The sequence below is a fragment of the Bacillus sp. Root131 genome (assembly GCF_001429475.1).
Lineage (GTDB): Bacteria > Bacillota > Bacilli > Bacillales > Bacillaceae_G > Bacillus_A > Bacillus_A thuringiensis_S.
The window spans coordinates 535,564-558,441 of record NZ_LMJQ01000001.1; the positions used below are offsets into that span (position 1 = coordinate 535,564).

Genomic DNA, 22,878 nt, shown 5'->3' on the forward strand with positions numbered 1-22,878 from the left:
TATTGAAATTCTTTAGCGCGGAACTCATTTGCTTAATTTTAAACGTATTTGAGCATCTTGTAATGCAACTGGTGTAACGTTAAGACCATTAGGATCAACAATTTTTGTATTTAATAAAATGGAATCTAGGCTTCCACGAAATGTTTCTGTATAGTTTTGACGCAACATTTGTTGTTCTTGTTTTTCATCAACTGTTAATCCAGATGTTCTTTCTTTTTTTGATAATTCATTAATACGGAATAAAATGTTTTGCATTTTGTTCACCTCTTATTTAAATTTAAATTAGTAACTTACTAATTTATAGTTATTGTAACTTGTTTAGTTGTCTGTGTCAATACTATCTAAAATTTAGTTAAAAATTGACGAAAAATTATAACAATAATAGAATGAAGTGTATTGAATAATTAGTTTCACAATTATACATAAAACGCTAGGGGGATTATTATGAAATCAACATTTTTTGCTCAAAATAGAGAACGATTAGCAAACACATTACCAGAGGAATCCATTACGATTTTATTTGCTGGACAAGCACCTCATATGTCAGCCGATGCACATTATAAATTTGTACCGAATCGTAATTTTTACTACTTAACGGGAATCGGTGAACCAAATGTTATTTTTATGCTGAAAAAGTTTGGGAATAGTGTAGAAGAGACACTTTTCATTGAAAAATCAGATCCAGTAATGGAAAAATGGGTTGGGAAAACAGTTTCTAGCGAAGAAGCAGAGGGAATTTCAGGTATAAAGAAAGTTGTATATTTAGATAGCTTTGAAAAGACAATGTCAAATATACTTTTTACAGAAAATGCGAAGCATCTATATTTAGATATAGAAAGTCGTGAGTGGAATGGTATGGAGACAAAAACATTAGCATTTGCTAAACATGTAAGAGAAAAATACCCACACGTAACAATTGGTAATGTATATCCGAACATTTGTGAATTACGAGTATTTAAAACAGAAGAAGAAATTGAAATTATTAAAGAAGCGATTGCTATAACGAAAGACGGTATTTACAACGTACTTAAGCATGCAAAAGCAGGCATGATGGAGTATGAATTAGAAGCACAATTTGATTTTACACTGAAATCATCTGGCATTAAGCACCATGCATTCAATACAATTTTGGCGAGTGGGAAAAATGCTACAGTTCTTCATTATGAAGATAATGATGCACAAATTCAAAATGGTGATTTAGTATTGCTAGATTTAGGCGCTCAAAAAGACTACTATAACGCTGATATTAGTTATACATTCCCGGCAAATGGAACATTCTCTAGTCGCCAAAAACAAATTTATAATATTGTATTAAAAGCATTAAAAGAAACAACAGAGATTATTAAGCCAGGATTAAAGTTCGCTGCATTAAATGAGCATACAAAAAAGGTACTGGCAGAAGAGTGTAAAGCAATTGGTTTAATTCAAGAAGATGAAGAGTTATCAAAATACTATTATCATGGTGTCAGCCATTTCCTTGGTTTAGATACACATGATGTAGGAACATATAAAGATAGAGTGTTAGAAGAAGGTATGGTTATTACGATAGAACCAGGTCTTTATATTGAGGAAGAGTCAATTGGTATTCGAATAGAAGATGATATTCTTGTAACGAAAGACGGGTATGAAAACTTGTCAAAAGATATCATTAGAGAAGTTGAAGAAATTGAAGAATTTATGAGTATAAATAATGAACATGTAAAAGGAAACCAAGCTGTAGTTAAATAATAAAAAGTCATCACTAATTTATTTGAACTTTATCTCGAATCGCGGACAATTAAAAAATCCATGATTCGGGATAGGGTTCTTTTATCTTCGAAATACTAATCTTTAATTATTAATCCTAATAAAGTTGCAAACTGAACAGCTTGATATGTTGATACTTTACATCCTCTTAAATCGTTCACTGAAACTGTAAGCGTATCAAAGCTAGAAGAACTAATATCTATCCCCTTCAGTGATGTCTGATCAAAATTAGCTTCATCAAGACTACATAATTGGAATTCAACTTTTTTAAGTTTACAGTCAAAAAAATCTGCAATATTTAATGAAGTTTCATTGAAGATGATTTTTTCTAGTTTGGAATTTCCAAATGCCGCTAAATTCAAAATTGAATTCTCAAATTTAACATTTCCTAAGCTAGATTCTGTGAAATTTACTCCGATTAATTTACTGTTTTTAAATTCGACTCTGTGAACAGAAGAATTGCTTAAATTAACATTTGATAAATCACAGTTTTCAAAACAAACATCTGTAATATCAATATTGCTAAAGTCTGTATTAGTAAACTTACAGTTTTTTATCACCGCATCATATAATCGTACTCTATCTACAGATTCATTTTCGAAAGTGGAGTCTATAATTTCACACACTTCCAATGTTGGATCTTCTTCATAAAAAATATCTTGAAAATTCTTTGAAGATAACTCTGGTGAAATTTTTGGTCTATCAATTTTCATCGTATATCAATCCTCTTCTATTTGATATATTTGTGTAATTTGAGTCTATTGTCTGTGAAGAACATTAGTTCTTATTATACAAAAATCTAAGTTCTTTTGTGAAGAGCATTTTAGCTACATTTTTCTTATTTAATAATAGAAGTGTTATTGTTTCTTAAGAAATAACGTCAAAACAAATACGAGAACGGCTAATATAGTCGCTACAAGGAAAGCATTTTGTATTTCTAAAATATTCGCCTCTTGTAATGTCTCCACTTTTAGTAATCTTCCAATTAGCTTACGTAAAATCTAATTACATCTCCTTATTTTCTTGAAAATCAACTTCTATAATGATTTTGAAAAAGGAGGGATTTTCCATGAAGCGATTTGTATTAAAAGCTGTTACGGTCTCTGTAATATTTTTAATTGCTGCATGTTCTTTGGCCACAAATACAACAAATGATCATAAAAATATGAAAGATAAAAAAACAATACAGACTGAAACAGCTACAAAACCATTGAAGGTTCAAAAAGGACCAGAAGTTACTTTAATAGCGAAAGAAGAAAAGCAAAAGTTAAGTAACGGTGTTATTGTTCCAGTCTGGACATTTAATGGATCATCTCCTGGTCCAGAAATTCGGGTGAAAAAAGGTGAAAAGGTGAAAGTGACATTAAAAAATGAATTATCTGCACCAGTATCTATTCATTGGCATGGATATCCTGTCCCAAATAACATGGATGGAATTCCAGGCGTGACACAAGATGCAGTTGAACCAGGAAAAAGTTTCACTTACGAATTTGAAGCGAACGTACCAGGAACGTACTGGTATCACTCGCATCAAGATTCTGTAAATCAATTAGATAGAGGTTTGTATGGAGCGCTCATTGTAGAAGATACAAAGGAAAAATATGATAAAGATTACACATTAATGTTGGATGAATGGGTTACAGATAAAGAAGAAATGAATAAGCAGTTAAAAGAAATGACAAAAGGGCAAATAGGTAATAAATCTAAAGGTAATGAAAATGAGGAAAAGAATGATGATAAGAACGGCATGGATCATTCTGGTATGGACGTGGGCAGTGATCAAAAAGACTCTAGTAATATGGAAGGAATGGACCATGGAAATATGAAGATGGAAGGTCATGATATGAGTATGTATGATTTATTCACAATCAATGGAAAAAGCGGTGATTTAGTAGTGCCATTGAAAGTGAATAAGGGAGATAAAGTTCGTTTTCGACTCGTTAATGCTGGTTATCTATCACATGATATACATGTTCACGGTCATGATATAAAAGTAATTGCGACAGATGGTCAACCAATAAACGATCCAAAAGTTATAAAGGATAAAGTAATTTCAATCGCACCGGGCGAACGTTATGATATTGAATTTACTGCTAATAAAACTGGGAAATGGTATGTTGAAGACCATTCGAAAAATAAAGGTGCAAAAGGAATGAAAGCTGTTATTGAATATGATGGCAGCAAAGAGATGAAAGATAAAGCAGACGAAAAAGAAAAATTACCGAAAGTAGATATAATGAAATATGGTACTAAAAAATTAGGTAGTTTCACGTTAAATCAAGAGTATACTGCCACATATAATATGGACTTAAATACGCAAATGAATGGAAATGAAATGGTATATACAATTAACGGAAAGGTATTTCCGGATATTGACCCAATTCAAGTAAAAAAGGGTGATTTAGTAAAAGTGAAGTTGGTAAATCGTTCTAAAATGGATGATCACCCAATGCATTTACACGGGCACTTCTTTCAGGTGTTGAGTAAAGATGGAAAACCGATAAAAGGTTCTCCAATTGTAAAAGATACATTGAACTTAAAACCAGGAGAAGAATATGAAGTAGCCTTTGTAGCAGACAATCCCGGTGAGTGGATGTTCCACTGTCACGACCTACATCATGCTTCAGCAGGAATGGTAACGGAAGTGAACTATACAGATTATAAATCTGACTATGTTCCAAACCAAAACATTCCTAATAAGCCAGAATAATAGGAAGCAGTTATCCTATGGATAGCTGCTTATTCATTTTTGTTGCAAGTACTAATGTATATGTTGATTATGCCCAGGTGCAGGAGTATGATCTGGGAATGTCGCGAATACGGCAACGATAATTACTACACTAATTGAAAGTAATAACAAAAAACGCTGTTGGATAAAAGTAGAAAAGTTCTCCGATAACAATTGAATCACACAGGACATAGTAATCGTTATAGTAAGTAAAAGGCTAATGAACAATATACTATGAGCTTGTTGAGCGTTTAACATTTCTGTAATCATTGCTCCCATCATACTTGCCATTAATCCAGAGAACATTCCTTCTAAAGCAGTATATAGATGAAAACGTAGACCCACTAATTAAAATAGCAAGTAAAGTAGAATATAGTAATTCCCCCTTAAAGAGAATGCCTAAATAAAAACCAATACTTAAACCGATACTCATACTAAAAGACATAATAAATACCATATACTCCATTAGGGTACCCTTACGTTTGGAAATATTGGATGCAATAAGAATTGAGGTACAGCAAAGTGTTAAGGTAGTTAACGTATAAGCAAACATTATGATACCTCCTTGTCCTATCGTTCATTTCATCATATGTGTACTTATGATAATTTATATCTGCATATTATCTGCACAATTTCATAGATGTAAGCAAAGGAACGCTTGATTTTTTAGGGCGTCTTTTTTAATTGTAAGCATGTGAAAGAAATTGTTATATTATGAGTTTCTATTGTGAAGCCATAAAGAATAAGCGTATAATATTATAGGTCTCACATTTGCGAGACAAACCGCGAATGATAAATAAGATTGTTGTTTTATCATCGCTTCTAAACATATAGACAATGAAAGTAACACTGGAATACAGATAGGGAGTTATAAAATGAAATTAATTATTGCCGAGAAACCAGATCAAGGGTTGGCTCTTGTTTCACAGTTTAAATATCGCCGGAAAGATGGATATTTAGAAGTAGAAGCAAATGAGTTATTTCCAAATGGAGCGTACTGTACATGGGCAATTGGTCATTTGACGCAGTTATGTAATCCAGAGCATTATCACGCAGAGTGGAAAAAATGGTCACTTAATACATTACCGATGATTCCAGAGCGTTTTCAATTTGAAGTAACAAAGTCAAAGTATAAGCAATTTAACGTTGTGAAACAGCTGTTACATAATCCACAGGTAACAGAAATTATTCACGCAGGCGATGCTGGGCGTGAAGGGGAACTAATCGTACGAAATATTATTAATCTTTGTAACGTGCAAAAGCCTATGAAGCGTCTATGGATTTCGTCTTTAACGAAGCAAGCTATTTATCAAGGGTTTAAAAATTTACTTGATGAATCAGATACAATTAATACGTATTACGAAGCATACACAAGATCTTGTGCTGACTGGGTTGTTGGCATGAATGCATCACGTGTGTTTAGTATTTTGTTAAAGAAAAAAGGAATGAATGATGTATTTTCTGCTGGTCGTGTCCAAACACCAACGTTAGCATTGATTGTAAAGCGTGAGAAAGAAATTGAAAACTTTAAGTCAGAGCCTTTCTGGGAAGTGTTTGCAACCTTTAATATAGAAGGAAAGAAATATGACGGGAAATGGGAGAAGGATAATGAATCCCGCTTAAAAGACCCTGATATGGCGAATAAAATTGCGGCATTTTGCCAAGGGAAACCGGCTGTTGTGAAGGAAATGAAAACGGAGCGTAAAGAGTTTCAGCCGCCGCTTTTATTCAACTTATCATCACTGCAAGCAACGGCAAATAAAGCCTTTAAGTTTTCACCGAAAAAGACGCTTGATATAACGCAAGCACTCTATCAAAAAGGGATTGTTTCTTATCCACGTTCAGATTCTAACTATGTTACTCAAGGAGAAGCAGCGACTTTCCCTGATATTTTACAGAAGTTAAGTCAGTTTGATGAATATAAAGGTTTATTACCGGCTCCGGTTGAATCCATTATGAACAATAAGCGTTATGTAAATGAAAAGAAAGTAACAGATCACTACGCGATTATTCCGACAGAGCAAGTTACAAATCCAAGCAAACTATCAGGTGATGAAAAGAAAATTTACGATATGATCGTAAGAAGACTAATTGCGGCGCATTATGAAGTAGCGATTTTTGACTATACAACGATTACAACTCTTATAGACGAACGTGCTGCGTTCATTTCGAAAGGAAAACAGCAAATTCAAGAAGGTTGGCGTAAAGTTATTTTCCAAGATGATAAAGATGACGAAACAATTCTTCCAATTGTTGCTGAAGGCGAAGAAGGAAAAGTTGTAAAGGTGAAAGTGAAAGAAGGAAAAACACAGCCGCCGAAGCGTTATACAGAAGGACAACTTATTACGTTAATGAAAACGGCAGGTAAGTATTTAGAGAATGAAGAGCTTGAGAAAGTATTAAAGAAAACAGAAGGTTTAGGTACTGAGGCAACTCGTGCAGGTATTATTACGATGCTGAAAGACCGTAAATATATAGATGTGCAGAAAAACCAAGTGTATGCGACCGATAAAGGAAAAGTATTAATTACAGCAATCGGTGATAAAATACTCGCTTCACCAGAAATGACTGCAAAATGGGAGCAACGCCTTGCGGAAATCGGGGAAGGTACAGCTTCACCAGCTACATTTATGGAACAGACGAAAAAGCTATCAGCTAAAATTATTGAAGACGCAGTGGAAATGTCTGAGAAGTGGGATTTCACGGGACTACATGTTGAATCGATTGAACGAAAAGGATCGAAATTTACAACGGGTAAAAAGGTTGGTAGCTGTAAAAAATGTGATGGCGATGTAATTGATAAGTCAACGTTTTACGGTTGTTCTAACTATAATACAACGCAATGTGATTTCACCATTTCAAAGAAGATATTAAGTAAAACAATTTCGCAAAAGAATATGACAAAGCTCTTAAAAGGTGAAAAGACTGATTTAATTAAAGGCTTTAAAAAGGGCGAGAAAACGTTTGATGCGAAATTAGAGTGGAAAGATAATAAGATTAATTTTGTATTTGAGAATTAATTTGTTAAAAGAGCATGACATAAAACTGTCATGCTCTTTTGTTTTTTCTTTTATATAAAATTTAACGATAAAAAAAATCCTTTAAATAATAATTTTTTATTGTAAAACGATAAATTTTGTATTAAAATCAAAATCATAATAAATGAGTGAGGTGCTTTTGTTAAAAGGTAACAACCTTATTTTTAAAATTAGAGGAGGTATAACTATGAACAGTAACAATTTGATTGTTAAACATATGGATAACCCCCATGAGTTGGAGAAGATGTATAGAAAAGATCCGAAAGCTTTTAAAAAAGCATTCTCACAAGCATGGGGCCAAAACCCTGATTCTCAAATTCTAGGTGCTTGGTATGAAAGGTTGCATTTTAAGGAGAAAGTAAATAAAGAAAAAACATCTTTGTTTCAAAAAGGTTTCTTATTCATGGGCCTTTTAGCTATTCTGGCCGGCATAAGCACTAGAATCATTTTCCACTTTGTTGAGCAGGAAGCAATTGCTCCAATTAATTTGGCTTTTGGTGTAATTCCCTTTATTGCTGCTTATTTTGTTTACAATAATAAGCCGAAAAAAAGTATTATTTATTCCCTTATAGCGTTATTCCTAGTTTCCGGGGTGTATCTTAATACGTTGCCAATAAATTATAAAGACAGTACCATACTTGCGTATTTACATCTTCCTATATTTTTATGGGTCTTAGTAGGGCTTGCATTTACAGGAAATGAATATTCAAAAGGCAGTACAAGATTAGCCTATATTAAATTTAATTTAGAATATTGTCTTCTCTACGGGAGCATGGCAGTGAGCGGAATGATACTAGCAATATTCACCATGCGTTTATTTAGCTTTGTTGATTTAGATATAGGAGAATTCTATTTTAGTAATGTTGTTTTATTTGGAGCAGCGGCTCTCGCTATTGTGACTGCATACTTAGTATCAATGAATCTTAAGCTTGCTAAAAATATTACACCATACATATCTAAAATTTTTAGTCCTCTCGTCCTGATTACCTTGCTTATCTATCTTATAACGGTAATTTTGGTCGGGAAAAATCCATTCTTGGATCGCAATTTCCTAATGGCCTTCAACGGAATACTGCTTGGTGTATTGGCTGTTACTATATTTTCTATCGTTGAGAGTGACTCAGACGAGAAAAAGAGTATTTCAGATTATATAAATTTTGCCTTAATTGTTCTGGCACTTATTATTGATACTGTTGCATTGTCAGCCATCGTATTTAGACTTTCTTCTTACGGGATTACACCTAATAGACTAGCTGTTTTAGGTGTAAACATACTGATCTGGGCAAATCTAATTTGGATTATGTTTTCCTATATGCGTTTCTTGCAAAATAAATCAGGACCAAAAGCTATCCAAGATGCCGTTACGAAGTATTTGCCAATATACGGACTTTGGGCAGCTTTCGTCATATTTACGTTTCCTATCATTTTTAATTAGAAAGGATCTGTTAATGCGGGAGTGGTGAGGGCTAATAATCATTGGGGGATGAACAAAACCCCCAATGATTAAAGTTTCACTTTATTATAATTGGTATTATTACGTTTGTAGTTTCGGTAATTTCATTTGTAATGATAAATAAGAAATAAGTGTTGTATGTAATCTTTCCATAATAAAAAACGTCCCAAAATGGGACGTTTTTTATTATGCGTATTGCCGTTTTTTCTTAATAAGCAACAAAACTTGTGACACACAAGCTAGTACTGGTAACTCAATCAATGGTCCAATAACGAGTGCAAGTGCGATAAGAGGCTCATCTGGAAAAGCGGTCACAGCGATAGCGAGTGCAACAGGTGAGTTTCTTGCTAACGTTGTTAAGCTTAGACTTACTGTATCTTTGTAAGATAAATGCATCATGCGCCCGATAAATTGTCCTAGTAAAAAATTAATGATGAAGAACAATAGAACAGGAACGAGTAATAATAAAACGACATTCATATTTTGCAGTAAATATTTACCTTGTGATGCAAACATCGCTACTATTGCTAAACTTAAAAATACAATTTGAGCAGAGCTGAAAAACGGAATGAGTTTATTCTCGAGAGTTTCAGCTTTTTTCATTTTATTCATAATGAATTTTGTAGCATGTGCAAGTATAAATGGTAAGACGATTACGATAACAATACTTTCTACTAAAACAAAAACCGCTACAGTTTTCATGACACCAGCAAATAAAAATAAATAAATTGGAAGGAGTAGAACTTGCAAAATTAAATTTACAGGTAAAATTGCAGTAGAAAGTGCTACATTTCCTTTCGCTATTTCAGTAAAGATTAAGTACCAATCTGTGCATGGAGTAACCATTAACATTATAAATCCAACCCAAAGTGCTGGATGATCTGAAAGAAATAGTGCCCCTAACCCCCCAAGCGAGTAAAGGTGTCCATAAGAAGTTAATAGTAAGACTTGTTCCAGCAAATTTTAAATTGCGAAATCCGTTTTTTATTTCTTTTAATGGGATGCTGAGGAATAATCCATATAGCATAAAAAATAAGAAGGGAACAATAAACTTGTCTGAATACGTATGTATCATATTAAATTGTCCGAGTACGATGCCGCATGTAACAGCAAAAAGAATAATAAAAGTTTGAATCTTTTCTATAGTGCTCATGAGTAAATCCTTTCTATATTATGAATTTTCCTCTCTAATTTTATTATACAAGTAATACAGATGTATTTGGTGTTCAATTATATTTTAGTTAATATTTTTAAATTGAGATTTTATTTTTTATCAAAAGTTACTTGACTAAAATAAGTTACTATATTACAATCACTTACATAAGGTAATTAAATAACAAAAAGTTTTAATTGGCTTTACTTAAGGTATCAATTGGAACTTTTTATTGGAATAAGAATTTTTATGATGATGAATAATGAATATGATAAGAAAGTTTAGGTGAAGAAAATGGGATTATTTAGCTCGTTATTTGGTAAAAAAGAAGAAAATAAGAATGTAGAGGGGAATAAAAAAATGTCAAAAGTATTATTTGTAAAAGCAAACGATCGTCCAGCGGAGCAAGCAGTTAGTTCAAAAATGTATGAAACATTTGTAAGTACTTATAAAGAAGCAAATCCAAATACAGAAATTACGGAATTAGATTTATTTGCATTAGATCTTCCTTATTACGGAAATATCGCGATTTCAGGTGGATATAAACGTAGCCAAGGCATGGAGTTAACAGCTGAAGAAGAGAAGGCAGTTGCTACAGTAGATCAATATTTAAATCAGTTTTTAGAAGCTGATAAGGTTGTATTTGCATTCCCATTATGGAACTTTACAGTACCAGCACCATTAATCACATATATTTCATACTTATCTCAAGCTGGAAAAACGTTTAAATATACAGCAAATGGCCCAGAAGGTTTAGTTGGTGGTAAAAAAGTAGTTGTGTTAGGTGCTCGTGGTTCAGATTACTCTTCAGAACAAATGGCTCCTATGGAAATGGCAGTTAATTACGTAACAACTGTACTTGGATTCTGGGGAATTACAAATCCAGAGACAGTTGTAATTGAAGGGCACAATCAATATCCAGATCGTTCACAACAAATTGTTGAAGAAGGTCTAGAAAACGTTAAAAAAGTAGCAGCGAAATTTTAATTCATGATAGTAAATGGAAAAACCAACATGGATGACCATGTTGGTTTTTTAGTCTATTTTTCATGTTAAAAAATGTATATTTATAAAATAAAAGAAAAGTTCGAAAATAGTATTGCAAAATATTATATAGCAAACTATAATGAGTTCAAGAATAGTTGATACTTAAATTAAATATTCAGAAAATTCAATTAGTTAAAATTGGAAAATGAGATAAGGAAATTTGAATGGGGGTTATATTATGGCGAATAAAGTACCGTTTTCGTTCATAGTAGTTATTGGATTAATGTTATTTGCACTATTTTTTGGAGCGGGAAATTTAATTTTCCCAGCGATGCTTGGTCAATCAGCAGGAGAGAATGTATGGATTGCTAACGCTGGATTTTTAGTAACTGGTGTTGGACTACCATTACTAGGTGTACTAGCATTTGGTTTTTCAGGTAAAGATGATTTGCAGTCATTAGCAAGTCGCGCTCACCCAGTGTTCGGGATTGTGTTTACAACAGTTTTATACTTAGCGATCGGTCCGTTATTTGCAATACCGAGAACAGGAAATGTATCTTATGAAATTGGTCTTAAGCCGTTTATGCCAGAGGGAGTAGGTTCTACACCTTTAATTCTTTTCACAATTATATTCTTTAGCATCACTTGTTTTTTTTCGCTAAATCCCGCGAAAATTGTCGATATTGTTGGAAAAATTTTAACGCCAATTAAGTTGACTTTCATCGGTATTTTAGTAATCGTTGCTTTTATACATCCGATTGGAGATATGCAAGCACCAGTGGAAGCTTATACATCACATGCATTCTTTAAAGGATTCCAAGAAGGATACTTAACGATGGATACGCTCGCATCATTCGTATTCGGGATTATCATCATCAATGCTATTAAAGAAAAAGGTGCAAAAACGAAAACACAAATTATGGTCGTTTGTGCAAAAGCGACAATAATTGCAGCATCTATTTTAGCAATTATCTATACAGCTCTTTCTTATATGGGTGCTTCAAGTGTTGCAAAGCTTGGACATTTAGAGAACGGTGGAGAAGTATTAGCGAAAGTTTCTAACTACTATTTTGGATCATACGGCGGAGTATTATTAGGATTAATGATTACAGTAGCGTGTTTAACAACTAGTGTGGGACTTGTATCAGCATGTTCTTCATTCTTCCATAAGTTATTCCCAAATGTTCCTTACAAAGCAATTGCAATCACGCTCTGTGTATTTAGTGCCATTGTTGCAAACGTAGGATTAACACAATTAATCGCAGTTTCTGTTCCAGTATTAACAGCAATTTATCCACTAGCAATCGTATTGATTTTCTTAACATTCTTCCATTCATTATTTAAAGGAAGAGCGGAAGTTTATCAAGTAAGCTTGATCGTAACATTTATCATCAGCTTATTCGATGGATTAAGTGCAGCTGGAGTTAACATTGAAGTAGTAAGCCAAGTGTTCACTAAATTCCTTCCGATGCAGGAAGTAGGACTAGGCTGGATCTTCCCAGCGATTATCGGTGGATTTATCGGATATGGCATTAGCATTTTAAAAGTGAAAAACCAAGTTCAACCAGCAACTAGAGCAGATAAGAAAATAGGTTAAATAAAAAAAGTTATAGACTTGTTTCTATAGCTTTTTTTGTTACTATTAATAATGAGAAAAAATAAAGTAGTAGGGGAAATAAAATGAAAAAAACAATTGATCATATCGGAATCGCAGTTCGTGATATAGATAGTACGATACGTTTTTATGAAAATGTGTTACTAGGAACTTTAATAGATCGTTACGTAAGTGAAGCTCCTGGTGTGGAAAGCGAAGTAGCCATTCTTGAAGTGGATGGAGATAGAATTGAATTACTTGCACCGACGAATAATACGACATCTCCAATTGCCCGTTTTATTAAACAAAAAGGTAAAGGTGTTCATCACGTTGCGTATCGAGTAGATGATTTAGATGTGGCTTTAGAGGAATTGAAAGAACAAGGTATTCGAACGTTAAAGCATACACTTCGAATTAATAAACACGGCAGAAGATTAATCTATCTTAACCCAGCGGATACAGAGGGAACAATCATAGAGTATTGTGATTATCCGGAAGAGAAATAGAAGAAAGATATTTTTAAAAAGGTGTTACGTAATAACGTAATACCTTTTTATTTATGTATTTCACACTTTCTTCACAAATGATTCACGATAACTTTTCTTCTTCAGGAACTTACGTAAATATATTTTATGATATAATAACAATCGACTTTAAAAATGTAAGTAGTATCTATGAAGGTAGTTACTATTATATTGGAAGTTTAGAGGTGAGAGAGAAATAAATAGTTATACTGTATAGAAGATTATATTTAATAAGGTTAATATTTCGCCCGATAATCTAACTTGGGAAGTTAAAGTAATGAAAATATAGCGATGAGGAAGAAAGAAGTGAAATGATTGTGAAAGTAATGAGAAGGTTAGGGGCATGGCTATTACTTGCGTGTGTGCTTATCATATTGATACCGAAAAGTACATCTGCTCATGCGTACGTTGTGAAATCAAACCCTGTTGAAAATGAAACTTTGAAGAAGGCACCATCTGTTGTGAAAATCGAATTCGATGAGGACATACAAGTTTCAAGTTTTAATACATTGTACGTGAGGGATACATCAGGTAAAAGGGTCGATTTGAAAGATGCTCATATTGATAAAAAAAACAAAAAACTATTAGAAGCAGGATTAAAAGAAAATCTGAAAAACGGACTCTACTCTATTCAGTGGAAAGTGATTTCAGCTGATGGACATCCAATTCAAGGGGTTATTCCATTCCGTATTGGATTAGCAGAAGCGGGAACAGACGATGTACAAGTGGAAGAGATGGGGTATGTCCCGCAAATCGATATGATTATGGAACGTGGAATTTTATATGCGAGTTTCTTGCTATTTTTAGGAGTTCTCTTCTTTAATCTTATTATGTATAAAGGGAATGCAACCTCGGTTCGATCAAGGAGTAAGAACATAATATGGATCTCCTTATTTGGGATATTTATTAGCTTGTTATTCAACCTACCATTGCAAGCGAAAATAAATGCAGATGTTTCATGGCTAGAAGCATTCAATCCTTTACTCTTAAAAGAAACGTTACAGCTTTCTGTTTTTGGATATGTATGGATTACTCAAATGGTTCTTATTAGTTCACTTATAATTGTGACGTATTTTGCGATGAAGTGTGGGAAGCTATCGTCGTTTAAAGTATGGAGTATTCCAATAGTATTGTTTATCGGGATACTTGTTATGAAAGCCTTTAATAGTCATGCATATGGTTTGAAGTTTAAAGAGATTGCTGTCGTTATGGATTTTCTGCATTTATTTGCAGCTTCATTATGGATTGGCGGTCTATCATCCATTATTCTTCTTTTACGTAAAGAGGATGACAAGTGGAGTATGTATTGGGATATGATTAAGCGTTTTTCACCGTGGGCAACAGGTGCTGTCATCGTGATTTTAATAACAGGTCTTTTTAACAGTACATTTTTTATTCCAACAATCCACTCTTTATTTGATACGAAGTATGGATTAGCTTTATTAGCAAAAATACTTTTATTCATTTTCATGGGGATATTGGGAATTGTACATTATGTGAAAGGGAAAATGAGAGCGCAGAAGGGATTAGGCGCTACGGTGAAAGTAGAGTTTATCATCGGAATTATCATTTTTGTCATCGTAGCTTTTATGACAAACGTACAAACACCACCGATGCCTCCTACTGGACCTTTTACAGAAAGTAAGCAACTGGATAATGGGTATGAACTTACTTTACATGTAAGTCCTAATAAAGTAGGACAAAATACATTTCATATTACTTTAAAGGATGAAAACGGACAACCTGTTACTGATATGGAGCAAATTATTTTAACTACTCAATCATTAGATATGAATATGGGAAAAGGTTCATTTAAAGTTTCAGCAGTTTCACCGGGAGAATATGAAGCAGAAGGTATGTATATTAACATGACAGGAAACTGGAATATACATGTTCATGGATTAACAAAATCTCTGGATAGCTTCGATACAGATTATAAATTTATTGTAGGTGGCAGATAAAGAGGCGTTATAGATGAAAGGGAGTTAATAGAAAATGAAACGTATAAAAAAATTAGGAACAACAATGATCGCAACAATAATTGCAATGGGAATCTTTTCGTTACCTGTTAGTGCTCATGTGACGGTAAAGCCAGAAACTTCTGATGTTAATTCATGGGAGACTTACACAATAAAGGTACCAGTTGAAAAAAATATAGCAACAACAAAAGTCACACTAAAAATACCGTCTGGCGTTGAGTTTCAACAGTATGAGCCAGTGCCAGGGTGGAAAGTGGAAGCGCAAAAAGATAGTGCTGGAAAAGTGAAAACTGTAGTATGGGAAGCGACAGGAGAAGGGATTTTAACCGGTCAATTCCAACGATTTACTTTCGTCGCTAAAAATCCGGATAAAGAGCAAAAAATAGCTTGGGACGCATATCAACAATATAAAGATGGAGAAATTGTTGAATGGACAGGCGATGAAAAAGCTGAAAAACCACATTCACTTACTACAATTGCAAAAGGTACGTCATTAACAGGAGAACATGGTGAAGTGTCTAGTGTAGAAAAGAATGAAGGCACTAGTAATATGCAAGTAATAGCGATTGTCTTATCTATTTTGGCGATTGTATCGTCGGTTGGTGCGTGTGTTTTTGTAGTACGTCGTAAAAAGTAAGACGTAAGAAAGAGCCTACAAACAGTAGGCTCTTTCTTACGTTTATTTCAATTCAACTTGCTGCCTTATAGCAAGTGCTTTTGGTTTTATATTTACAAAACAAATGCTCACAACAATAAATAATAACCCAATAAATAAGCTCATTGTAATGGCCTCATGTAAGAAAATTGAACTTACAATAATAGCGATTAGTGGAATGAGGAATGTATAAGCCCCAACTTTACTTGCTTCACCAGCTCCAACAAGTGTGAAGTATGCAAGCCACCCCATTGCAATAACGAAGAACGAAATAAAGAGAAGTACGCTAACAAATGGTATACTCCAAGCGATACTAGACCAGCTTTCAAACTCTGAACCAAATCCAATTAAGCAAAGCCCGCCAATAATGAGCTGAAGTGTTACCATCCAAATGGAATTAACGCGGTGCCCAGTCTTCTTAATAAATACTGTTCCAAGTGCCCAGCCAATAGCGCATCCTATCGCGAGAAGGATTCCGATAATAGAGATATGTCCAGTTAAACTACTAGAGCTAATGACACCCACGCCAATAAATCCAAGAACAAGCCCAAAAATTTTTAAGCCGTACATAGATTCTTCAAGCCAAATCCATGAGAAAATGCCGAGTAAAACAGGTTGTAGAAATACAATGGCGGAAAATAACCCAGCTGGCATATATTGAAGGCCTACAGTTTGTAATCCGTAAAATATAATGATGTTAAGTAAAGAAGAAATAACGTATAAATGCCAAGTTTCTTTTAAGTGTAACTCTTTGTATTTCGGTAATGCGAAAAGGAGTAAAATGAATCCTCCAATTAAAGTTCGAACGCCTGCAAATAAAACGGGTGGTGTATAATGCAGGGCAAACTTAGATAAAGGCCAATTGATTCCCCACATGAAAACGAGAAAGGTAAGGATTATGGCCGTCTTAGTTCGAGAAAGCTGTGTCACGGTAAGACCTCCTTGTTGTTATTCATTTCACTATGATATGATATCGACTGTAATAAATAAAATGAATCTTTTTTATGGGGAGTATAAGTGATTAGTTATGACCATTACACAACTGCAAGTATTAATAAAAACCGTTGAGTTAGGTAGTTTTACGAAGGCAGCTCGGGTGTTAAATATGACGCAGCCAGCTGTTAGTCATGCGATTTCAAGTATTGAGTCAGAGATAGGAGTTACGATTCTTATACGTGATAAACGAAAAGGATTAATTGTTACGGATGTAGGAAACAGAATTCTTGTACATATTAGAGAGATTTTGAACGGTGTAGAGAAGATTGAACAAGAAGTTGCGATGGAGAAAGGGCACGAAGTTGGGACGATTCGAATTGGGAGTTTTCCGAGCGCTTCTGCACATTTCTTACCCAAAATGATAAACCTTTTTAAGGAGAAGTATCCGAACTTAGAAGTCGTTCTTTGTGAAGGAACGATTAAAGAAGTTGAAGATTGGTTAGTATCGAGGGTTATTGATATAGGAATTGTTATTTTGCCTAATAAAGATATGGAGATTGTTCCATTAACGAAGGGGAAAATGGTTGCTATCTTAAGAGAGGATCATCCTCTCTGTAAGAAGGACGCTCTTACAATTTGTGATTTAGAGAATGAACCGATCATATTATGTAAGGGTGGATACGAACCACCCATTATTGATATGTTTAAACAAGCAAACGTACCACTTCGGGCTGAATATGTAATTTCGACAGTTACTACAGCTTTAAATATGATTCAAGAAGGATTGGGCATTGCAATATTAGCTGAATTATCTTTAACGAATTTACCAAAAAATGTGCAAACGAGAGAATTGGAACCACAAGTATGGAGAGAAATTGCTTTAGCTGTTCCTTCATTAAAGGATTCTTCAATCGCTGTGCAGCTATTTATTGAAGAATTTCAATCGCTATTTGCAGAATAAAAAGAGGTGTCTCATATATCATAATGGGACACTTTTTAATTTACTTATAAAAAATCTATGAAAAGGATTGACTTATTTTTTAGTTGTAACTATAATGATTACATCGAGGTGGTGATTACGATGAAAATTAGTAGCCGCTTTTCCATAGCTGTTCATATTTTATCTATTTTGAAAAACAATCCATCTTCACTTTGTACTTCAGACTATATGGCTGAGAGTGTCAATACAAATCCAGTAGTCATTCGTAAAATCATGTCGTACTTGAAACAAGCTGGCTTTGTTTACGTAAATCGTGGACCGGGTGGCGCGGGATTACTAAAGGATTTATATGAAATCACATTGTTAGATGTGTATCATGCAGTGAACGTAGTCGAAGAAGACAAGCTATTTCATATTCACGAGCAACCGAATCCAGATTGTCCAATTGGGGCGAATATTCAAGCGGTGTTAGAAATTATTTTAATTCAAGCACAATCCGCGATGGAAGAAGTTTTGAGAAATATTACAATGGGGCAGTTGTTTGAAACTTTGCAAGAAAAAATGAATGCTTAAATCCTATTTATATTTTTTTGTCATTAATGTAACTGATTTGATTACAACAATAAAGGTAAGGTGTAAAAGTTATGACTGTAAAAATGAAAGTATACTCAGATTTTATATGTCCGTTTTGTTTTTTAGCAAAAGGTCCATTAGATGAGGTAGCGAAAGAGAAAGATGTAGAGATTGAATGGATGCCATTTGAATTACGTCCAAGTCCATATTCAAAAATAGATCCATGGAATGAACCAGAAAAATTAGGTTCATGGGATGCTTTCATTCTTCCGACAGCGAAGAAGTTAGGAATTGATATGCGCTTGCCACGTGTTTCACCACATCCATATACACATTTAGCTTTCGAAGGATGTCAATTTGCGAAAGAACGTGGACTAGGTAATGAGTATCATCACCGCGTATTCACAGCATTTTTCCAAGAAGAGCAAAACATTGAAGATATTGATGTGTTAACAAAATTAGCGGTAGAAGTAGGACTTCCTGAGGCGGAATTTAAAGATGCTTTAGTAACTCGTAAATATAAAGAAAAGCATCAAGAAGCAATTCAACACGCATATGATGAAGCGAATATTATGGCTGTTCCAACTGTCATGATTGGAGATGAAGTCATTCAAGGGCTTGCTAGTAAAGAAACACTAGAAAGGGTCATTGATAAAGAAATTGAAAAGGATAAAACAAATTCATTTGAAGGTATGCAATGTAATACCGATGGATATTGCTAATTCGCTTGTTATGAAATAACAAAATAAATTATTAAACAAACATTTGGAGGAATTAAAATGTCAGCAACTACAACAAACTTAAAAGAAGCAATCGTGAACCGCCGTTCAATTCGTAAAGTAGCAAAAAACGATGCAATTACGAAAGAAAGAATTGAAGAAGTGTTAAAAACAGCTTTACACGCACCAACATCTTTCAATATGCAAAGTGGTCGTATGGTTGTATTAATGGATGGAGAGCATGAAAAGTTTTGGGATATTGTTAAAGAAACACTAAGAGCTCGCGTACCAGCAGAAAACTTTGAAGCGACTGTAGAAAGATTAAAAGGTTTCCATACAGGTGTTGGGACTGTGTTATTCTTTGAAAATCAAGCAACAGTAGAAAAAATGCAAGAAAATGCACCATTATATAAAGATCAGTTCCCATTCTGGTCTCATCAAGGAAATGCAATGTTACAACATACTGTATGGATGTTATTATCGGCTGAAGGAATTGGTGCATCATTACAACATTACAACCCAATCGTAGATGCTGAAGTGAAAGAAACTTGGAACATTCCAGCAGAGTGGAGCTTAGTAGGTCAAATGCCATTTGGTGAACCAAACGAACAACCAGCAGAAAGAACGTTCTTGCCTACTGAAGATGTAGTGAAATTTTATTAAGAAATACAATATGTAACGAGAAGGAAGCTGTGCTTAAAAACAGCTTCCTTTTTGTAGTGGTGTTAATTTATGCGCATTTAGGGAAGAAATATAAGAAATAATACGGTGAGAAGGGAATTAGAAAAATGAATGATGAGAAAAAATATACAGTGGTAGGTACTGATGTTGAGGAAGTAAAGCGTTTAAATAAAAATTCAGGATTAACGTATAATCAAGTGAAAGAAATGTTAGCAAAGCAAATGCAAAAAAAGAAGTAATTAGATTGAAATCTTTCATTTTTTCATTTAGCATTTTGATTGGAGAGAGTTAAGTAAAAGGTAACTCTCTTTTTCGTGTAACGAAGCACCTTATAGAGTGGAGGAAGCAACATGAAGAAATGGGTAAAGGTAACGCTGTCTATCACTGGAGGCATTGTCTTATTAGCGTGTGCCGGCGGATATTACGTGTATAAAAATTATTTTCCAAAGGAACCTGAGCGTATTGTATATGATAAAGAAAGAGTGCTACAACCGATACATAATCAGCTTAAAGGAATCAATATAGAAAATGTAAAGATAAAAGAAAAAGAAGTCGTAAATGCGACTGTAGATGAGCTTCAAAAAATGATTGATGATGGAAAGTTGTCATATGAAGAATTAACGAGTATTTATCTCTTTAGAATACAAGAACATGATCAAAATGGAATAACATTAAATTCTGTTACAGAGATAAATCCTAATGCGATGGAAGAAGCAAGAAAGTTAGATCAAGAGCGGGGTAGAAACAAAAATTCGAATTTATATGGTATTCCTGTCGTTGTAAAAGATAATGTACAGACGGAAAAAGTGATGCCGACTAGTGCAGGAACTTATGTATTAAAAGATTGGATTGCAGATCAAGACGCAACAATTGTGAAGCAGTTGAAAGAAGAAGGAGCATTTGTTTTAGGAAAAGCGAATATGTCTGAGTGGGCGAACTATTTATCTTTTACAATGCCAAGCGGGTATAGCGGGAAAAAAGGACAAAATTTAAACCCGTACGGTCCGATTACATTCGATACTTCAGGATCAAGTTCAGGATCTGCTACAGTAGTTGCGGCAGATTTTGCGCCGCTTGCAATTGGAACAGAAACGACGGGATCGATTGTTGCACCAGCGGCGCAGCAATCAGTAGTTGGGTTACGTCCATCTTTAGGTATGGTAAGTAGAACAGGAATTATTCCATTAGCTGAAACTCTTGATACAGCAGGACCTATGGCAAGAACAGTAAAAGATGCAGCAACGTTATTTAATGCAATGATAGGTTATGACGAAAAAGATGTTATGACAGAAAAAATGAAAGATAAAGAAAGAATTAATTATACAAAGGATTTATCAATAGATGGATTAAAAGGGAAAAAGATAGGGCTTCTTTTTTCTGTAGACCAACAAGATGAAAATAGAAAAACAGTAGCAGAAAAAATAAAAAAAGACCTTCAAGATGCAGGTGCAATATTGACTGATTATATTCAGTTAAACAATGGGGGTGTAGATAATTTGCAAACTTTAGAATATGAGTTCAAGCATAATGTAAACGACTATCTTTCACAGCAAAAGAATGTACCGGTAAAATCGTTAGAAGAGATTTTAGCGTTTAATAAAAAGGATAGTAAAAGACGAATAAAGTACGGACAAACATTAATTGAGGGGTCTGAAAAATCTGCTATAACGAAAGAAGAGTTCGAAAACGTAGTACAAACGAGTCAAGCAAATGCAAAAAAAGAGCTAGATAGGTATTTAGTAGAACAAGGTTTGGATGCTCTAGTTATGATTAATAACGATGAAGTTCTTCTATCAGCTGTAGCTGGTTATCCGGAATTAGCGGTTCCTGCTGGATATGATAAAAATGGAGAACCAATCGGTGTAGTGTTTGTAGGGAAACAGTTTGGTGAAAGAGAGCTTTTCAATATGGGATATGCGTATGAACAGCAGTCTAAAAATAGAAAATCACCTAGTTTATAAAAAGATTATATGAAAAATAACTGGAGTCCACCGAAATATGTTGGTGGATTCCAGTTAAACGAATCTAACAATATGAAAAGAAAAAAAGGATTCTTCTTAATTAGTAAGAAAGATTGTCTATAGGAGTTCATAAAATGTAATATATTCAATTTCCATCCATTGAAGGGGGAGGTTAATTTTTAATGAATGAAGTAAAGAGTTTTTTTCGAAGTAGAGGGTTTCAACGGTTTCTCGTTTTAATAATAGTAGCGCTTGTATTATATGCATTAAAAAGTATGATCAATTTAATATTAATTACGTTTATACTGACGTTTTTAATGGATCGATTTCAACGTTTTATTTCAAGAAAATTGAAAGTAAACCGGAAAATTGTTATTGCATGTTTGTATATAATACTAGTTTCCTTTATAGGCACAACGTTATATAAATATTTACCTGTGCTGACGATACAAATTTCACAATTAATTTATCAATTTAAACTGTTTTTTCAAAATCCACCTGATAATGAAATCGTTAAATATGTACTTTCGACAATTAATGGGATGGAAGTATCAAAATATATAGAACAAGGTGTAGATGTCATATATCAATCAATAGCAAATATAGGGAAGGTAAGTTTACAAATATTATTATCTCTAATTTTAAGCTTATTTTTCTTATTAGAAAAAGAGCGTATTATTACATTTACATCTAAGTTTAAAGATAGTAAGTTAAAAATCTTTTATGAGGAAATTGCATATTTTGGTGAAAGATTTGCAAGATCGTTCGGAAAAGTAATTGAAGCTCAGTTTTTAATTGCCGTTGTAAATTGTATTCTTACTGTCATTGCATTAATTGTTTTAGGATTTCCACAGCTACTTGTATTAGCTGTTATGGTTTTCTTACTAGGGTTGATTCCTGTTGCAGGTGTGATTATTTCTTTGTTTCCACTTTGTATCATTGCTTACAACGTAGGCGGAGTTATGTACGTAGTATACATACTCGTGTTCATAACAGTAATCCACGCTCTTGAAAGTTATTTTTTAAATCCGAAGTTTATGTCTGCAAAAACAAATTTACCAATCTTTTATACATTTATGATTCTCATCTTCTCAGAGCATTTCCTCGGAATATGGGGGCTTATTATCGGGATACCAATCTTTATCTTTTTATTGGATGTACTTGATATAAATAATGAGGATGCGACTAAAAAATAAGAAATGATAGAAAAT

At 33.8% G+C, this 22,878-nt stretch carries 19 protein-coding genes and 2 pseudogenes; 16 read left to right on the plus strand and 5 right to left on the minus strand.

The window, feature by feature from the left end:
* Positions 1–24: 24 nt before the first annotated feature.
* A complete protein-coding gene (locus ASE54_RS02740; RefSeq protein WP_001179616.1) occupies positions 25–255 on the minus strand; it encodes a DUF896 domain-containing protein in 231 nt (76 codons plus the stop codon).
* 189 nt (positions 256–444) lie between these two features.
* On the opposite strand from ASE54_RS02740, the gene ASE54_RS02745 reads away from it, so the two are divergent.
* Positions 445–1,728, plus strand: a complete 1,284-nt coding sequence (locus ASE54_RS02745; protein ID WP_000842964.1) for an aminopeptidase P family protein — start codon at positions 445–447, stop codon at positions 1,726–1,728.
* Positions 1,729–1,823: 95 nt separating this feature from the next.
* On the opposite strand, the gene ASE54_RS02750 is transcribed toward ASE54_RS02745, so the two are convergent.
* Positions 1,824–2,459, minus strand: a complete 636-nt coding sequence (locus ASE54_RS02750; RefSeq protein ID WP_000687269.1) for a pentapeptide repeat-containing protein — start codon at positions 2,457–2,459, stop codon at positions 1,824–1,826.
* A gap of 356 nt (positions 2,460–2,815) precedes the next feature.
* On the opposite strand from ASE54_RS02750, the gene ASE54_RS02755 reads away from it, so the two are divergent.
* Complete coding sequence (locus ASE54_RS02755) at positions 2,816–4,456, plus strand: multicopper oxidase family protein (RefSeq protein ID WP_000820013.1); 1,641 nt, start codon at positions 2,816–2,818, stop codon at positions 4,454–4,456.
* Between the two features lie 51 nt (positions 4,457–4,507).
* On the opposite strand, the pseudogene ASE54_RS02760 reads toward ASE54_RS02755, so the two are convergent.
* A pseudogene (locus ASE54_RS02760) lies at positions 4,508–5,027 on the minus strand (hypothetical protein).
* Positions 5,028–5,349: 322 nt separating this feature from the next.
* Here ASE54_RS02760 and topB point away from each other — a divergent pair.
* Both topB and ASE54_RS02770 read left to right on the plus strand, forming a co-directional pair.
* Complete coding sequence (topB, locus tag ASE54_RS02765) at positions 5,350–7,494, plus strand: DNA topoisomerase III (RefSeq protein WP_000766767.1); 2,145 nt, start codon at positions 5,350–5,352, stop codon at positions 7,492–7,494.
* Positions 7,495–7,699: 205 nt separating this feature from the next.
* On the plus strand, positions 7,700–8,947 hold the full coding sequence (locus tag ASE54_RS02770) for a DUF4153 domain-containing protein (RefSeq protein WP_001087656.1): 1,248 nt from the start codon (positions 7,700–7,702) through the stop codon (positions 8,945–8,947).
* Positions 8,948–9,151: 204 nt separating this feature from the next.
* Here the strand turns inward: ASE54_RS02770 and ASE54_RS02775 are convergent.
* Positions 9,152–10,118: pseudogene (locus tag ASE54_RS02775) on the minus strand (bile acid:sodium symporter).
* A 294-nt stretch (positions 10,119–10,412) separates the two neighbouring features.
* Here ASE54_RS02775 and ASE54_RS02785 point away from each other — a divergent pair.
* From ASE54_RS02785 to ASE54_RS02805, 5 genes are all read left to right on the plus strand, one after another.
* Positions 10,413–11,105, plus strand: coding sequence for an FMN-dependent NADH-azoreductase (locus ASE54_RS02785; protein WP_000522502.1), 693 nt, complete (start codon positions 10,413–10,415; stop codon positions 11,103–11,105).
* A 238-nt stretch (positions 11,106–11,343) separates the two neighbouring features.
* Positions 11,344–12,702 (plus strand): branched-chain amino acid transport system II carrier protein, encoded by a 1,359-nt coding sequence (gene brnQ, locus ASE54_RS02790; protein ID WP_001284783.1) that lies wholly within the window; start codon positions 11,344–11,346, stop codon positions 12,700–12,702.
* Positions 12,703–12,785: 83 nt separating this feature from the next.
* Entirely contained in the window at positions 12,786–13,205 is a 420-nt protein-coding gene (locus tag ASE54_RS02795; protein WP_000750851.1) for a VOC family protein, read from the plus strand.
* Positions 13,206–13,534: 329 nt separating this feature from the next.
* The gene (locus ASE54_RS02800) at positions 13,535–15,184 is read left to right on the plus strand and encodes a copper resistance CopC/CopD family protein (protein ID WP_003261861.1); all 1,650 of its coding nucleotides are present in this window, start codon (positions 13,535–13,537) and stop codon (positions 15,182–15,184) included.
* Positions 15,185–15,218: 34 nt separating this feature from the next.
* Positions 15,219–15,839: a DUF1775 domain-containing protein gene (locus ASE54_RS02805; RefSeq protein ID WP_000821388.1), complete on the plus strand. Its 621-nt coding sequence runs from the start codon at positions 15,219–15,221 to the stop codon at positions 15,837–15,839.
* Between the two features lie 42 nt (positions 15,840–15,881).
* Here the strand turns inward: ASE54_RS02805 and ASE54_RS02810 are convergent, their stop codons facing one another.
* Positions 15,882–16,787, minus strand: a complete 906-nt coding sequence (locus tag ASE54_RS02810; protein ID WP_000192804.1) for a DMT family transporter — start codon at positions 16,785–16,787, stop codon at positions 15,882–15,884.
* Positions 16,788–16,884: 97 nt separating this feature from the next.
* On the opposite strand from ASE54_RS02810, the gene ASE54_RS02815 reads away from it, so the two are divergent.
* The 7 genes from ASE54_RS02815 (at position 16,885) to ASE54_RS02845 (ending at position 22,863) form a co-directional block, all read left to right on the plus strand.
* The gene (locus tag ASE54_RS02815; RefSeq protein ID WP_000156761.1) at positions 16,885–17,754 is read left to right on the plus strand and encodes a LysR family transcriptional regulator; all 870 of its coding nucleotides are present in this window, start codon (positions 16,885–16,887) and stop codon (positions 17,752–17,754) included.
* A 120-nt stretch (positions 17,755–17,874) separates the two neighbouring features.
* Positions 17,875–18,306, plus strand: coding sequence for an Rrf2 family transcriptional regulator (locus tag ASE54_RS02820; protein ID WP_000704085.1), 432 nt, complete (start codon positions 17,875–17,877; stop codon positions 18,304–18,306).
* A gap of 71 nt (positions 18,307–18,377) precedes the next feature.
* Positions 18,378–19,028 carry a DsbA family oxidoreductase gene (locus tag ASE54_RS02825; protein WP_000216673.1) on the plus strand — a complete coding sequence of 217 codons (651 nt, stop codon included), beginning with the start codon at positions 18,378–18,380 and terminating at the stop codon, positions 19,026–19,028.
* A 57-nt stretch (positions 19,029–19,085) separates the two neighbouring features.
* The gene (locus tag ASE54_RS02830; protein ID WP_001277014.1) at positions 19,086–19,688 is read left to right on the plus strand and encodes a nitroreductase family protein; all 603 of its coding nucleotides are present in this window, start codon (positions 19,086–19,088) and stop codon (positions 19,686–19,688) included.
* Positions 19,689–19,813: 125 nt separating this feature from the next.
* On the plus strand, positions 19,814–19,945 hold the full coding sequence (locus ASE54_RS37350) for a hypothetical protein (RefSeq protein WP_000997344.1): 132 nt from the start codon (positions 19,814–19,816) through the stop codon (positions 19,943–19,945).
* 111 nt (positions 19,946–20,056) lie between these two features.
* Positions 20,057–21,667 (plus strand): amidase family protein, encoded by a 1,611-nt coding sequence (locus ASE54_RS02840; protein WP_000759472.1) that lies wholly within the window; start codon positions 20,057–20,059, stop codon positions 21,665–21,667.
* Positions 21,668–21,849: 182 nt separating this feature from the next.
* The gene (locus ASE54_RS02845) at positions 21,850–22,863 is read left to right on the plus strand and encodes an AI-2E family transporter (RefSeq protein WP_001006602.1); all 1,014 of its coding nucleotides are present in this window, start codon (positions 21,850–21,852) and stop codon (positions 22,861–22,863) included.
* Positions 22,864–22,878: the final 15 nt, after the last annotated feature.

What these genes read in the sequence shown, in the direction of transcription:
- ASE54_RS02740 (WP_001179616.1), bottom strand. Translation starts at nt 255, where the DNA reads ATGCAAAACATTTTATTCCGTATTAATGAATTATCAAAAAAAGAAAGA.
- ASE54_RS02745 (WP_000842964.1), top strand. Translation starts at nt 445, where the DNA reads ATGAAATCAACATTTTTTGCTCAAAATAGAGAACGATTAGCAAACACA.
- ASE54_RS02750 (WP_000687269.1), bottom strand. Translation starts at nt 2,459, where the DNA reads ATGAAAATTGATAGACCAAAAATTTCACCAGAGTTATCTTCAAAGAAT.
- ASE54_RS02755 (WP_000820013.1), top strand. Translation starts at nt 2,816, where the DNA reads ATGAAGCGATTTGTATTAAAAGCTGTTACGGTCTCTGTAATATTTTTA.
- topB (WP_000766767.1), top strand. Translation starts at nt 5,350, where the DNA reads ATGAAATTAATTATTGCCGAGAAACCAGATCAAGGGTTGGCTCTTGTT.
- ASE54_RS02770 (WP_001087656.1), top strand. Translation starts at nt 7,700, where the DNA reads ATGAACAGTAACAATTTGATTGTTAAACATATGGATAACCCCCATGAG.
- ASE54_RS02785 (WP_000522502.1), top strand. Translation starts at nt 10,413, where the DNA reads ATGGGATTATTTAGCTCGTTATTTGGTAAAAAAGAAGAAAATAAGAAT.
- brnQ (WP_001284783.1), top strand. Translation starts at nt 11,344, where the DNA reads ATGGCGAATAAAGTACCGTTTTCGTTCATAGTAGTTATTGGATTAATG.
- ASE54_RS02795 (WP_000750851.1), top strand. Translation starts at nt 12,786, where the DNA reads ATGAAAAAAACAATTGATCATATCGGAATCGCAGTTCGTGATATAGAT.
- ASE54_RS02800 (WP_003261861.1), top strand. Translation starts at nt 13,535, where the DNA reads ATGATTGTGAAAGTAATGAGAAGGTTAGGGGCATGGCTATTACTTGCG.
- ASE54_RS02805 (WP_000821388.1), top strand. Translation starts at nt 15,219, where the DNA reads ATGAAACGTATAAAAAAATTAGGAACAACAATGATCGCAACAATAATT.
- ASE54_RS02815 (WP_000156761.1), top strand. Translation starts at nt 16,885, where the DNA reads ATGACCATTACACAACTGCAAGTATTAATAAAAACCGTTGAGTTAGGT.
- ASE54_RS02820 (WP_000704085.1), top strand. Translation starts at nt 17,875, where the DNA reads ATGAAAATTAGTAGCCGCTTTTCCATAGCTGTTCATATTTTATCTATT.
- ASE54_RS02825 (WP_000216673.1), top strand. Translation starts at nt 18,378, where the DNA reads ATGACTGTAAAAATGAAAGTATACTCAGATTTTATATGTCCGTTTTGT.
- ASE54_RS02830 (WP_001277014.1), top strand. Translation starts at nt 19,086, where the DNA reads ATGTCAGCAACTACAACAAACTTAAAAGAAGCAATCGTGAACCGCCGT.
- ASE54_RS37350 (WP_000997344.1), top strand. Translation starts at nt 19,814, where the DNA reads ATGAATGATGAGAAAAAATATACAGTGGTAGGTACTGATGTTGAGGAA.
- ASE54_RS02840 (WP_000759472.1), top strand. Translation starts at nt 20,057, where the DNA reads ATGAAGAAATGGGTAAAGGTAACGCTGTCTATCACTGGAGGCATTGTC.
- ASE54_RS02845 (WP_001006602.1), top strand. Translation starts at nt 21,850, where the DNA reads ATGAATGAAGTAAAGAGTTTTTTTCGAAGTAGAGGGTTTCAACGGTTT.